Source organism: Microvirga pakistanensis (genome assembly GCF_004458765.1).
In the GTDB taxonomy this organism is placed as follows: Bacteria; Pseudomonadota; Alphaproteobacteria; order Rhizobiales; family Beijerinckiaceae; genus Microvirga; species Microvirga pakistanensis.
Genome location: NZ_SPJX01000167.1, coordinates 253,416 through 266,863 on the forward strand (window position 1 = coordinate 253,416; position 13,448 = coordinate 266,863).

Annotated in this window: 8 protein-coding genes and 1 pseudogene; 2 read left to right on the forward strand and 7 right to left on the reverse strand. The window is 64.2% G+C overall.

Annotated elements, in window-relative coordinates:
• Positions 1–47: 47 nt before the first annotated feature.
• The 6 genes and pseudogenes from E4K09_RS07200 to E4K09_RS07225 form a co-directional block, all read right to left on the reverse strand.
• Entirely contained in the window at positions 48–944 is an 897-nt protein-coding gene (locus E4K09_RS07200) for a carbohydrate ABC transporter permease (RefSeq protein ID WP_134496067.1), read from the reverse strand.
• Complete coding sequence (locus tag E4K09_RS07205; protein WP_134496068.1) at positions 941–2,041, reverse strand: ABC transporter ATP-binding protein; 1,101 nt, start codon at positions 2,039–2,041, stop codon at positions 941–943. The genes E4K09_RS07200 and E4K09_RS07205 overlap by 4 nt, the downstream gene beginning before the upstream one ends.
• Positions 2,042–2,051: 10 nt before the next feature.
• A complete protein-coding gene (locus E4K09_RS07210; protein WP_134496069.1) occupies positions 2,052–3,140 on the reverse strand; it encodes an ABC transporter ATP-binding protein in 1,089 nt (362 codons plus the stop codon).
• 11 nt (positions 3,141–3,151) lie between these two features.
• Positions 3,152–4,679 (reverse strand): annotated as a pseudogene (gene glpD, locus E4K09_RS07215) (glycerol-3-phosphate dehydrogenase).
• A 155-nt stretch (positions 4,680–4,834) separates the two neighbouring features.
• Entirely contained in the window at positions 4,835–5,620 is a 786-nt protein-coding gene (locus E4K09_RS07220) for a DeoR/GlpR family DNA-binding transcription regulator (protein ID WP_134496070.1), read from the reverse strand.
• A 142-nt stretch (positions 5,621–5,762) separates the two neighbouring features.
• Positions 5,763–8,606 (reverse strand): sensor domain-containing protein, encoded by a 2,844-nt coding sequence (locus E4K09_RS07225; RefSeq protein ID WP_134496071.1) that lies wholly within the window; start codon positions 8,604–8,606, stop codon positions 5,763–5,765.
• Between the two features lie 263 nt (positions 8,607–8,869).
• On the opposite strand from E4K09_RS07225, the gene E4K09_RS07230 reads away from it, so the two are divergent.
• The gene (locus tag E4K09_RS07230) at positions 8,870–10,936 is read left to right on the forward strand and encodes an NAD(+) synthase (RefSeq protein WP_134496072.1); all 2,067 of its coding nucleotides are present in this window, start codon (positions 8,870–8,872) and stop codon (positions 10,934–10,936) included.
• 135 nt (positions 10,937–11,071) lie between these two features.
• Positions 11,072–12,436 (forward strand): aminotransferase-like domain-containing protein, encoded by a 1,365-nt coding sequence (locus E4K09_RS07235; protein ID WP_134496073.1) that lies wholly within the window; start codon positions 11,072–11,074, stop codon positions 12,434–12,436.
• A 39-nt stretch (positions 12,437–12,475) separates the two neighbouring features.
• On the opposite strand, the gene E4K09_RS07240 is transcribed toward E4K09_RS07235, so the two are convergent.
• Complete coding sequence (locus tag E4K09_RS07240) at positions 12,476–13,441, reverse strand: alpha/beta hydrolase family protein (RefSeq protein ID WP_134496074.1); 966 nt, start codon at positions 13,439–13,441, stop codon at positions 12,476–12,478.
• Between the last annotated feature and the right edge of the window lie 7 nt (positions 13,442–13,448).

Sequence of the window (13,448 nt, forward strand, 5' to 3'; positions counted from 1 at the left end):
CGCTGCGGTCGCCTTGACGTCGGACGACCTGATGGCGACGGAATCTGTCATGCCTCAGCTCTCTCGTTCTTCGCATCCACGTTGGTCATGATGGTGTAGAAGACCCAGCAGATGGCGAGGATGATCAGGTTGTAGACGAGCGACATGGCAGCCGCCTTGCCAAGATCGAACTGGCCGAGGGCGAGCTTCACCAGATCGATGGACAGGAAGGTCGTGGCGTTGCCGGGGCCTCCTCCCGTGAGCACGAAGGGTTCCGTGTAGATCATGAACGAGTCCATGAAGCGCAGGAGCACGGCGATCAGCAGCACCCGCCGCATCTTCGGCAGCTGGATGGTGCGGAACACAGCCCAGCGGGAGGCGCCGTCGATGCGCGCGGCCTGATAATAGGCATCCGGAATGGACTTCAGACCGGCATAGCACAGAAGCGCAACCAGACTCGTCCAGTGCCATACGTCCATGACCACGATGGTGATCCACGCATCCAGCGGATCGCCGGTATAGTTGTAGTCGATCCCGAGATGGTTCACGAGCCAGCCGAGCAGGCCGATGTCGCCGCGGGCGAAGACCTGCCAGATCGTGCCGACCACGTTCCACGGGATCAGAAGCGGCAGGGCCATGAGCACGAGGCTGAGCGCGACCGTCCAGCCCTCGCGCGGCATGGACAGGGCCACCAGGATTCCGAGCGGCACCTCGATCAGCAGGATGATGGCGGAGAACAGGAGCGTGCGCCAGAGCGAGTCGAAGAAGCGCCCGCCCAGGTCCGTCGTCGGATCGAGCAGTTCCTGGAACCAGCCCACCCCGTTCCAGAAGAACTGGTTGTTCCCGAAGGTGTCCTGCACGGAGTAGTTCACCACGGTCATGAGCGGCAGCACGGCCGAGAAGGCTACGATGAGGAACACGGGCAGGACCAGGAACCACGCCTTGTTGTTGAGGGTCTTCGTCATGCGGCCCGCCCCTCCAGCGGCTCTCCAGCGACCAGGTGCCCGTCGGCATAGATGTGGATGTGGCGGGGATCGAGATGAAGCGAAGCCTCGTCGCCGCTGACGGAGAGGTTCTCCGGAACGCTCGCGGCGATCGTGCGCCCGTCCAGGTCCACGCGCGCGATTCGCGCGCGGCCGATATCGTCGATCCGGCGGATCCACACGGGCAGACCCGCGCCCCGCGGCTGAAGCCGGACGAACTCGGGCCGGATCCCGAGTTCGATGCGTTCGCTCTTCGGCAGGTTCAGATAGCCGCGCTGGAGCGCAACGCGTTCCTTGCCCAGATAAGCAGCGGCGCCCTCCACGCGACAGGGAAGGATGTTCATGCCGGGGGAGCCGATGAAATGGCCGACGAAGGTGTGAGCGGGGCGCACGAAAAGCTCTTCCGGCGTTCCGGTCTGCACGACGGCGCCGTCATGCATCACCACGACCTTGTCGGCGAAGGTGAGCGCCTCGGTCTGGTCGTGCGTGACGTAGATCATGGTGATGTCGAGCGCCCGATGGATCTCCTTGAGCGTGGAGCGCAACTGCCATTTGAGATGGGGGTCGATGACGGTCAGCGGCTCGTCGAACAGGATCGCCGCCACGTCGGGACGCACGAGACCGCGACCCAGCGAGATCTTCTGCTTCATGTCCGCCGTGAGATTGCTGGCCTTGCGGCTGAGAACGGGCGTCAGGTCGAGCAGGTGCGCGATCTCCTCCACCCGCTTGGTCGCCCTGTCTTTCGGAACACGGCGGTTCTTGAGCGGGAAGGCCAGGTTCTCGCGCACCGTCATCGTGTCGTACACGACCGGGAATTGGAACACCTGCGCGATGTTCCGGGCCTCCGTGGCCAGGTCCGTCACGTCGCGGTCGTCGAACAGGATGCGCCCGCGGGTCGGCCGCACGAGCCCCGAAATGATGTTGAGCAGAGTGGTCTTGCCGCAGCCGGATGGGCCCAGCAGCGCGTAGGCGCCCCCCTGGCTCCACACATGGTTGATCTCCTTCAGGGCGTAGTCCTGCGGGGTCTGCGGGTCGGGTTTGTAGGCGTGGGCGAGATGGTCGAGAGTGATGCGCGCCATGGCTCTCTCCTCACGCGGCTTTCTGCGCCACGCTGGTCGCGACGAGATGGCCGGTCCGGTCGAAGACGAAGAGATGGCGCGGGTTCACGTAGGCCGTGACGGAAGCGCCCGGCTCCCAGCGCCTCACGCCCGGCATGAGGGAAACGAAGCGGTGATCGCCCGCATCGAGATGCACGAAGCTCTCTGAACCCGTGATCTCGGCCACCGACACCTGTGCCGGAATGGCAATCTCCTCCGTGCCCGAGGGCTCGAGGCTCAGATGATGCGCGCGAAAGCCCACTGTATACTCCCCGTCCGGCACGTTCGCGAGAGCCTCGATCGCCCGGACCTGTCCGCCGGTGCTCAAGGCTGCGCCGCCGTCAGCCTTGCGGATCGTCAGCGTATTGAGCGGCGGATCGGAGAACACGCGCGCCGTGACGAGGTTTTCGGGATGGCGATAGACCTGCGGGGTCGGACCGAACTGGGTCACGCGGCCCTGGTACAAGGTCGCCGTGTGACCACCGAGCAGCAGCGCCTCCGATGGTTCCGTCGTCGCATAGACGAAGATGGCGCCGGATGCCGCGAACAAGCGCGGCAGTTCCTCCCGCAGCTCCTCGCGCAGCTTGTAATCGAGATTGGCCAGCGGCTCGTCGAGCAGCACGAGATCCGCGCGCTTCACGAGCGCTCGTGCGATGGCGGTGCGCTGCTGCTGTCCTCCGGACAAATTCAGTGGCTTGCGGGCGAGATAGGGTTCGAGTTTGAGCAGCTTCGCGGCATCGCGGACGCGGGACTCGATCTCGGCACGCGGCAGGCCCGCGACGCGCAAGGGAGAGGCGATGTTCTCGTAGACGCTTAAGGACGGATAATTGATGAATTGCTGGTACACCATGGCGACGCTGCGCCGCTGCACGGGCCAGCCGGTCACGTCCCTCCCGTCGACGAGAACGCGGCCGCTCGAAGGCGCGTCGAGACCGGCCATCAGCCTCATGAGAGAGGTTTTTCCCGCAAGCGTCGCTCCCAGAAGAACGTTGAGGGAGCCTCGCGCCAGCGTCATGGAGACATCGTCGATATGCATCGACGCTCCGACCCGCTTCGACACGCCTTCGAGAACAAGCGTCATCGGCAATCCCTTCAAGCCACGCTGGAGGTGACGGCGTTGCGCATGAACACGTCGAGAGCCTCGCTCTGAGCACCCGAGAGTTTCAAGCCGAGTTTGCTGCGCCTCCAGAGCACGTCATCGGCGATGACGGCCCATTCCTGCTCCATGAGGTACTGGACCTCGCGCTCCGTGAGGCCGGCGCCGAAGTCCTGGCCCAGATCCTGCATGGAACGGGCGCTTCCGACCAGGTCACGGGTCCGGGTGCCGTAGGCACGCACGAGCCTGGCGATCAGGGCGCGATCCATAAAGGGATATTCGGCGCAGAACGCGTTCGTCAAAGCCTCGTAGCCCGTCCGCGGGAAGTCACCGCCCGGCAACGGTGCGTCGCCCGTCCAGGAGGGCTTGCCCGCCGCCGGAAGATGATCTTTCAGCTTGTCGAGCGCGGCTTCGGCGAGACGGCGGTAGGTGGTGATCTTGCCGCCGAAGATCGACAGCAGCGGCGGCTGACCGTTCGGCGCATCGAGCACCAGTACATAATCCCGCGTGGCTTCCTGCGCCTTCGACGCGCCGTCGTTGTAGAGCGGGCGAACGCCGGAATAGGTCCAGACCACATTGTCCCGGCGGACGGGCTCCTTGAAGTACTCGCTCGCGGCGTTGCAGAGATAGAGGATCTCTTCCTCGGTCGCCTTCACGTGAGTCGGGTCGCCGTCGTAGTCCCGGTCGGTCGTGCCGATCAGCGTGAAGTCGTCCTGATAGGGAATGGCGAAGATGATGCGGTTGTCCCGGTTCTGGAAGATGTAGGCGCGGTCGTGCCGGAACAGCTTCCTCACCACGATATGGCTGCCTTGCACCAAGCGCACCGATGCCGGGCTGTTGGATTGGGCGACGCCATTCAGGACCTTTTCCACCCAGGGACCTGCGGCATTGACCAGCACCTTCGCCCGGACACGCTCCTGGTATCCGGTCCGCATGTCTTCGGATGTGACGATCCAGTGATCGCCGCTGCGCTCGGCTCTTGCAACCCGGGTGCGTGTCCGGATCTGCGCCCCCCGCTCCGCCGCATCCCGCGCGTTCAACGCGACGAGACGCGAATCCTCAACCCAGCAATCGGAATATTCGAAGCCCCTCACCAGGTCCGGCTTGAGAGGCGATCCGGCCGGATCGCCTCTCAGGTCGAGGGATCGGGTTGGAGGAAGGAGCTTGCGCCCGCCGATATTGTCGTAAAGCGCCAGTCCCAGGCGCAGCAGCCATTGCGGGCGCAACCCCCGGTGATGGGGCAGAACGAAGCGGAGCGGCCAGACGATATGAGGCGCGATCTTCCATAGCACCTCACGCTCCATGAGAGCCTCGCGAACGAGACGGAACTCATAATGCTCGAGGTAGCGCAAACCGCCGTGGATGAGCTTGGTCGACGAGGAAGAGGTGCCGCTGGCAAGATCGCTCTGCTCGAAAAGGACCACGGAGGCGCCTCGGCCGGATCGCATCCCTTGCGATCCCGCACCCATTCACGCCACCACCGACGATCGCGACGTCGAACGTCGCTCCCTCGAGCGAGTCCACTGGCGTTCTCCTGGCCCCTGGTACTTTTTCGTTTTTATGTTCGTTTCAGGCTACTCACTCGCCAAAACGAAAGCAAGTCCTCCGGAAGCTCTCAAAAGGAAGTAGGTCTGGCAGGGCGGAAGAACAGCCGCAGCCCATCGGACGGCCCATGTTCATTAAGCCTGCTCACTGAACCGCCCCACCTCGACCACCTGAACCTGGGCATCGTGGCACACCTCCCGCAAGGGGGGAGAAACGAGCGCGTCGGTCACGAAGATGTCGACTTCCCGCAAGTGCCCGATCCGAACCGGCGCGGAGCGCTCCGCCTTGAGATGGTCGGCCACGAGAACCACGTTCCGGGCATTGTCGATAATCGCGCGGGATACCCTGACCTCACGCACGTCGAAGTCCAGGAGCGAGCCGTCCTCGTCGATGGCCGAGGTGCCGATCACCGCATAATCGACCTTGAACTGGCGGACGATATCCACCGCCGCCGCACCGATCACGGCACCGTCCGCGCGCCGCACGGGCCCACCCGTCACGATCACGTCGATCTTGGGGTGGCGGTAGAGAAGATTGGCGACGTTGAGGTTGTTGGTGATGACGAGCAGGCCCTCGTGATCCTGCAGCGCCCGCGCGACCTCCTCCGTGGTCGTGCCGATATTGATGAAAAGGGAGCTGTTGTTGGGGATGAGGCGGGCCGTGGCTGCTCCGATCGCCTGTTTCTCCGCCTGGGCGATGAGGCGCCGCGCCTCGTAGGCCACGTTCTCGACGCCCGAAGCGATGATGGCACCGCCATGGACCCTGGTCATGAGCCGCAATTCACACAGCTCGTTCAGATCCTTTCGGATGGTCTGCTGCGTGACCTCGAGCCGGGCGGCTAGATCATCCACGTTCACCCGCCCCTGCAGGCGAGCGAGATCGACAATTTCCTGCTGCCGTGGCGTGAGCGTCTGATCCATCGACGGGTCTTCGCTTGAACATCGCTTCGATCATGAAGCGAATTCAAATCGAAACACGCCGCCGCCTTGGCCGTCAAGGCCATGGGTCTCCGAGGGCGGAACCGTAAAAGGATTAATCCGGGCGTACACAGCCCCGATGTCGTCAGGCTGCCGGCCCCGTCCCGGCCTGCCACGAGGCGAGCAGCTCGGTGATCTGCGCCGCCGGCATAGGCTTCGCATAGAAATACCCCTGGGCGCTGTGGCAGCCCATATCCCGCAGCCGAAGCGCCTGCCCTTCCGTTTCCACACCCTCCGCGGTGACGTGCAGACCCAGGCTGTTGCCGAGACTGATGACGGCTGCCGCAATGGCGGCATCATCCTCGTCGCGCTCCAAATCGTCGACGAAGCTGCGGTCGATCTTGATGTGATTGACAGGGAACCGCTTGAGATGGGTGAGGGACGCGTAACCTGTTCCGAAATCGTCAAGCGCAATCCGGACGCCGCGCTCGTGAAACCGCTGCAGGATATGCGAAACGAGCTCGAACTGCCCGTCGAGCAGGACCCTTTCGGTCACCTCGACCTCGAAACGGCTCGCCGGCACCTTCACCAGATGGAGAATGCGCGTGACCTCATCCGCCAAGTTCGGCTCGTTGAACTCCATGGATGAGAGATTGAAAGCCACACGGCCGAACTCATGTCCTCCGTCCAGCCATCGACGCATGTCGGACGCAATCTTGCCGATCAGTCTCTTGCCGATCGCGGGCGCGAGTTCAGGATCGTCGAAGACTGCCCCAAAGGTGCTGGGCGTGAGAATGCCCTTGTCCGGGTGCTGCCAGCGTGCAAGGGCCTCCAGGCCGACAATTTTGCCGCTCGAAAGGCATATTTTAGGCTGATAGAAAGGCACGAACTGGTCTTGAGAGATCGCCTCGCGCATATCGCGTCCCAGCGCAATCCGTTGCTCCGTAACCAGCCGCATCTCGGGGGTATAGGTCACGACGCGGGCGCGCCCCTCCGCCTTGGCGCGGTACAGCGCGATGTCGGCATCCTTCATGAGTTCGGCTGGCTCGGAATCGTGATCGGGATAGGCGGCAACGCCGATGCTGGCCCGGCTCATCAGGGCTCTCCCGGCATACATGAACGGCTGGCGCAGTCTTGTGAGGATAATATCTCCCAAATTGGCTGCGTGGCTCAACCGCAATGGCTCCACGACAAGCACGGCGAATTCGTCTCCGCCAAGCCTGGCGACCGTATCCTGCTTGCGGATCATCGTCGACAACCGGTTCGCCGTTTCCTTCAGGAGCCTGTCACCAGCGTCGTGGCCGAGTGTGTCGTTGACATCCTTGAAATCGTCGAGGTCGATCATCAGAAGGCTGACGCTGGTGCCGTTCCGCTTCGCTTCCTTGAGGGCGTGCTCCAGACAGCGCTGGAACAGAACGCGATTGGGGAGCCCCGTGAGCGCATCATGATTGGCGGCTCGCCAGACCTCCTCCTCCGCAGCCTTGCGTTCCGTGATGTCGAATGTGACGCCGACCACACGATTAGGACCTGCCCGCTCCCCGCGTGACGCCAGCCACAGCGTCTGTCCGTTCGGAAGAGTGTAGCGAAACTCCATGGTATCGCAGCCTGTGGCGTTGATCTTCCCGATGAATTGATCCCGCGCGAGCCGATCCTCGGGCGGAACCCTCTCGAGGAACTCCGACAGGGGACCGGAACCGATCCCGAGCAGTTCGATGGAATTGACGGAACGGGTGACATAGCCCGTGCCGAGATCGTTCTCCCAGGCAATCATGCGCCCCGCCTGCATGGCCAGCCTCAGGCGTTCCTCCGTCGCGAGGAGCGCATCCTCGGACAGCTTGCGCTGTGTCACGTCCTGGATCATCCCGACCTCACGGACCGGTTGGCCGCTCGCGCCGAGCACCGTTCTGGCGGTGGCGGCGACCCACCGCACCTGTCCATCGTCTGCGCGCACGATCCGAAATATGCCGCTGTACCGCAGACCTATGCCGGGCACGTCGACGAAGGCCTTGCTCCTGACGCCGGCGAGATTCTCGGGATGAACACACTCAAAGAATCGTTCCGGGGTCGCGGGAACGTCCGGCGCGATGCCCAGGATCTTTCGCACCTCGGCGGTCCATTCCAGCGAACCGGTGACGAGATTCAGATCCCAGATGCCTGCGGAGGTCGTCTCCGTCGCAAGACGCAGCCGCTCCTCGCTGGTCCTCAACGTGTCCTGCGCCTGTCGCTGGTCGTGGATATCCGTGATGGTTCCGACCCACTCCCGAAGAGAACCGTCCGCATTCTTCAACGGGATCGCCCGTGACAGAACCCAGCGATACTCTCCGCTCCTGTGCCGGACCCGAAACTCCTTCTCGACGGTTCGGCCCGACGACCGGGCGTTGAGCCAGACGCTCGTGACGGAATCGTAGTCTTCCGGATGGATGACATCCAGCCAACCATGACCCTCGTACTCTTTCGGCGCCTGGCCGCAGAATTCCTCCCAGCCCCAGCCTCTCAGGATCGCTCCGTCGGACGAGGCGCGCCAGACCATCGAGGCCGTCGCCTCGACGAGCGCACGATAGCGCTCCTCGCTTTCGACCAGGGCCCGCTCGACCTGTTTCAAGGAATGAATGTCGGTATAGGTGCCGACCCAACGCTCGATCTGGCCTCGCGCGCCATGCACGGGGTTCACGCGGCCCAGAACCCAGCGGTACTCGCCCGAGCGATGAAGAAGCCGGTGCTCGATCTCGCACTCCGTTCCTGTGTCGAAGGCATTCTTCCAGATCGCGAGAGCGGTCTCCCGGTCGTCGGGATGGACAAGGTCGATCCATGCCTCTCCGATATTCGGCCGGGAGAGACCGGTGAATTCGTGCCAACGCTTGTTGTGATAGCTATTGTGACCGTCTGCGGAGACGACCCAAACCATGTGAGGCACTGCGTCGATGGTGATCTGAGGAGCCTCCCCGCTGATCCAGGCACGCGCCTCTGTAATATTATGCTGCCCCACCATTGTAAAAATTCTGCCGGTCACAACTACACTATAACAATTCGAAAACTGGAAACTTCGATCCTGTTGTATACAACAATAGTTCTTTCGAATTGAAGAAAGACTGACAGAACAGGCGGGCTGCCTGCAAGCGAGCCGATCATCCTATCTCAAGGATCGCGCCCTGAACCCACCCGATCCTTGAAGAAGGAACTTTCTTTGGTATCGGTACTATCTCTGCCTGTGCGACGAACGCTCGGTCGGCGCCAATCTGGATCGGATGTGGAATGGTCTCGTTCTTCTCACCCTACAGTCACGATTTCGTTCGCGTTGCGGCCTGCGTCCCCCGGATCGATGTGGCAAACCCCCGGTTCAACACGGAGCGTACGCTGGAGCTTCTTCGTCAGGGAGACCGGGAGCGCATCGCCCTCATGGTCTTTCCCGAGCTCGGACTGTCGGCCTATTCCATCGATGATCTTCTGCATCAGGAGGCGCTGCTCGAAGCGGTCGAACAAGGCATCGGCCACTTGGTGGAGGAGAGCGCCGATCTGTTCCCGGCCTTTGTGGTAGGGGCGCCGCTGCGCAGGGAGAACCGCCTCTACAACGCCGGAATCGTGATCCACGCGGGGCGCATCCTGGGCGTCGTTCCCAAGGCATATCTGCCGAATTACCGGGAGTTCTACGAGCGCCGCTGGTTCGCCCCGGGCGCCACGATCCGGGGGCAGGAGATCCGCGTCGCGGGTCATACGGTCCCGTTCGGCGTCGACCTCCTCTTCCGATCCGGCGGCACCTGCGCGTTGACCTTCCATGTGGAGATCTGCGAGGACATGTGGGTGCCTCAGCCTCCGAGCACGGCGGCGGCGCTCGCCGGAGCCGAGGTTCTTCTGAACCTGTCCGCCAGCAACATCACCATCGGAAAGGCGGACGACCGCCGGCTTCTGTGCGGCTCCCAATCCATGCGCTGCATCGCGGCTTATGCCTATTCGGCGGCAGGGCCCGGTGAGTCCACCACCGATCTTGCCTGGGACGGCCACGGCGGCATCTTCGAGGACGGGCTGCGGCTCGCCGAGACCGAACGCTTCCCCTCCCAATCCGCCATGGCCGTCGCGGATGTCGATCTCGGCCGCCTGCGGGCCGAACGAATGCGGCGCGTCACCTTCGGCGATTGCGGACGCGCCCTCGGTGTCACCCCGGGCGATTTCCGCACCGTTTCGCTCACCCTCGATGCACCGGAGGAAGCCCTCCCGCTTCGCCGCCCGGTCGAGCGGTTTCCCTATGTGCCGTCCGATCCGTCGAAGCTCGCGGAAAACTGCTACGAGGCCTACAACATCCAGGTCCAGGGCCTGGCCAAGCGCTTGCAGGCGACCGGCACCGAGAAGGTGGTGATCGGCATTTCGGGCGGCCTCGATTCCACGCAAGCCCTTCTCGTCTGCTGCCGCGCCATGGACAGGCTGGCGCTGCCGCGCACCAACATCCTCGCCTATACCCTCCCGGGCTTTGCCACCAGCGAAGGCACGAAGGGCAATGCCTGGGCGCTCATGCGCGCGCTGGGCGTCAGCGCGGCCGAGATCGACATTCGCCCCGCCGCGCGCCAGATGCTGAAGGACATGGGGCATCCCTTCGCCGAGGGGCAGCCTGTCTACGACGTGACCTTCGAGAATGTTCAGGCCGGCCTGCGGACGGATTATCTGTTCCGCCTTGCCAACCACAACAGAGGCATCGTCGTCGGCACGGGCGATCTCTCCGAACTCGGACTCGGCTGGTGCACCTATGGCGTCGGCGATCAGATGTCCCACTACAACGTCAACGCATCGGTCTCGAAGACTCTCATTCAGCACCTGATCCGCTTCGTTGCGGCATCCGGCGATGTGGACAAGCCAACGGCCGACATCCTTCACGCCATCCTGGCCACCGAGATCTCTCCGGAGCTCGTCCCGCAGGATGCCGCAGGACAGATTCAATCGACGGAAGCAATGATCGGACCCTACGCCCTGCAGGATTTCAACCTCTATTATCTCACGCGCTTCGGCTATCGCCCGTCGAAGATCGCGTACCTGTCCTGGCATGCCTGGAGCGACGCCGAGGCGGGCCCATGGCCGCCGCACCTTCCTGCCAGCGCGCACCGGTCCTACGATCTGGGCGAGATCAAGCGCTGGCTGCGCGTGTTCCTGTCCCGGTTCTTCACCAGCCAGTTCAAGCGCACCGCCATGCCGAACGGGCCGAAGATCTCATCGGGCGGCTCCCTGTCGCCCCGCGGCGATTGGCGTGCGCCGTCGGATGCAGGGCCGCAGGTGTGGCTCGAGGACCTGGAGAGCAACGTGCCCGATGAGGAACCCGCATCGGGCACGCATTGATCGTGCATGGAATCGTGCGCCAGGCGCAGCCCGGTGCGGCAAAAGGATGCCGATCCTCTGGATTGTATTTGTTGATGTGACAGTCGATCGATATAATTCCCGCGCCCGTGAACGCGTCCATGAAGAGGGTTCTTCTTGTCCGGCAAAGTCCTGAGTCTCGGTCACCTGCCCCTGCCCAATACCGATCTCCCGCTTCACGAGCGTCTGGCCGACGCCATAGAGACGGCCATCCTGCGCGGCAACGTCAAGCCGGGCCAGCGGCTGCCGACCCATCGCGAGATCTCCAGGAGCTTCGACGTCGCCATCGGCACGGTCACCAAGGCGATCGACTCCTTGAGCCGCCGCGGCATCGTTCGTGGCGAGATCGGTCGGGGCACCTTCGTTCAGGACACGAAGCCGTCGCGGGAAACGCGGATCATCGATCTGAGCGTCAACGGACCTCCACAGGTGGTGAAGCCGGAGATCATGGTGGCCGCGGCCGAGCGCGCGGCCCGTTCCGTCGCAGGGCTGCCCAATGGCGGTTATGCCAGCCTGACCGGGCCGGCGGACCAGCGGGCGACGCTCGCCGCATGGCTCGGCCGCACCAGGCTCGAGGGTGTCACGCCCGACGACTTGATTCTCTGCGTCGGCGCCCAGCAGGGGATCTCCCTCTGCCTTGCGGATCTCGCCGAACTCTCGCCTGCGGTCGCGACGGAAGGGGCGACCTTCAACGGCGTCATGTCGGCTGCCGCGAGCCTCGGCATGACGGTGCTGCCCGTCCGCTACGACGACGACGGAATGGTCCCGGACGATCTCGACCGGGTGCTCGGGCAAGGCCTGTGCAAGATCGTCTACACCACGCCCGTCTGCCAGAACCCTCTCGGCTTCGAGACCAGCCTCCAGCGCCGGAGAAATATCCTGGCCGTATGCAGGAAGCACGAGGCCTTCATCGTCGAGGACGACATCTACGGCTTCTACGGCGCGAAGGGTGCGCCCACTTACAAGGCCCTCGCGCCCGACACGGTCTACTACGTCACTAGCCTTTCCAAGATCCTGTCGCCCGTCCTGCGCGCCGGCATGGTCGTTCCGCCCGGGGACCGGCGGAGACGCGTCGCCATGCGGCTGCGCGCGGAGGTCTGGGGGGCCTCGTCGCTCGCACTCGGCACCGGATGCGCGCTGATCGAGATGGGCGCCGACGTCTCAGCGGCCGCGTTCCTGAAGGCGGAGGCGACGGAGAGGCTCAAGCTGGCTGCCAGCATCATCGACCTCCCGCCCCTGCCCATGCCCGAGGGAGCGCCGCATGTCTGGTTGCCGATGCCGATGCTGGAGGCCGAGAAGCTGGCGCGCCGGGCCGCCGAGCACGGCGTCCGTCTGACTCCGCCGGACTCGATGGTGGTGGAAGGATCGGAGGCAGGCGGCATCCGTCTGTGCGTTCTGGCGCCGCTCGGACGGACCGACCTCGAGCGGGCGCTCCGGACGCTCGCGGGCCTCATCGCCAATCCCGAGGAAACCGTGATCTGACGACCATCCGAACGGCGCATGGCGGCAGGGTGGCGCCTCTCAGGGCGCTCCGCCAGGGGATGACAGTCGTGGGCCCGCCCTCTGTCCGCCGGCGAGATCCAGCGCTCGTCCGTCCATCCGCCGGGCTTCCACCTGCCAGGGGTTCCGGCCCTCCGCCAGCCAAACGAGCGTCTGCCTCCAGAACCCATCCGCGTGCCTCGCATGGAAGAGGCCGAAATGCCCGATGGATTCATGACCGAGATCGCTCGGATCGAGATGAACGAGGGCTCGCTCGGAGTGCGTGTAGTAGGACAGTCCACGCTTGACGGCGACCGGAGGCGCATACTCGTCGTCCGACAGGGTGACGGCAAGAATGGGCGCGGAGACAGCAGCGAAGCGGCGGAGCAGGACGTCCCGCTTCCCGGGCGGGTGGTTGAGTTCCATCCGCTCCTTCCTGAACGACCATTCGTTGGCCACGCCCGCCGGCATGTCCTCGAGCCAGCCGAGGCGACGGCCCGGGAAGTAACCGCACAGGGCGGTGATTGCGGGCATGAGGACGTGCCACTTCAGAAGCAGCGGAACGCGCCTGTGGGCCGCGTAGTCACGCCACCAGGCGTACTGCGCTCCCACGGTCAGCATGCGCTCGACCAGGACAGCGCTCTCGGCCAGCCCCGGCAGGAAACCGCCGAAGCTGTGACCCACGACCAGAAGCGATCCATCCGGGTCGTGCGTCTTCGCGAACCGCACGGCGGCATCGAAGTCCAACTCGCCCCAGTCGCTCCAGCGGAAGCCGCACCCGCGCAGCCGCTCCGGCCGCGATAGACCGATGCCGCGGTAGTCGTAGGTGAGCGCGTCGAAGCCGTTCTCCGTCAGGAAGCGGGCGTAGAAGTGATAGTACTTCGCGAGCACCGCCGTGGCCGGATTGACGATCACGGTGCCCCGGCTTGCTCCGTCGGCGCGCCACAGATGCCCGCGTAGCTTGTAGCCGTCAGCGCAGGCGATCTCGACCGCTTCCGGTTCCCGCATCCCTCCC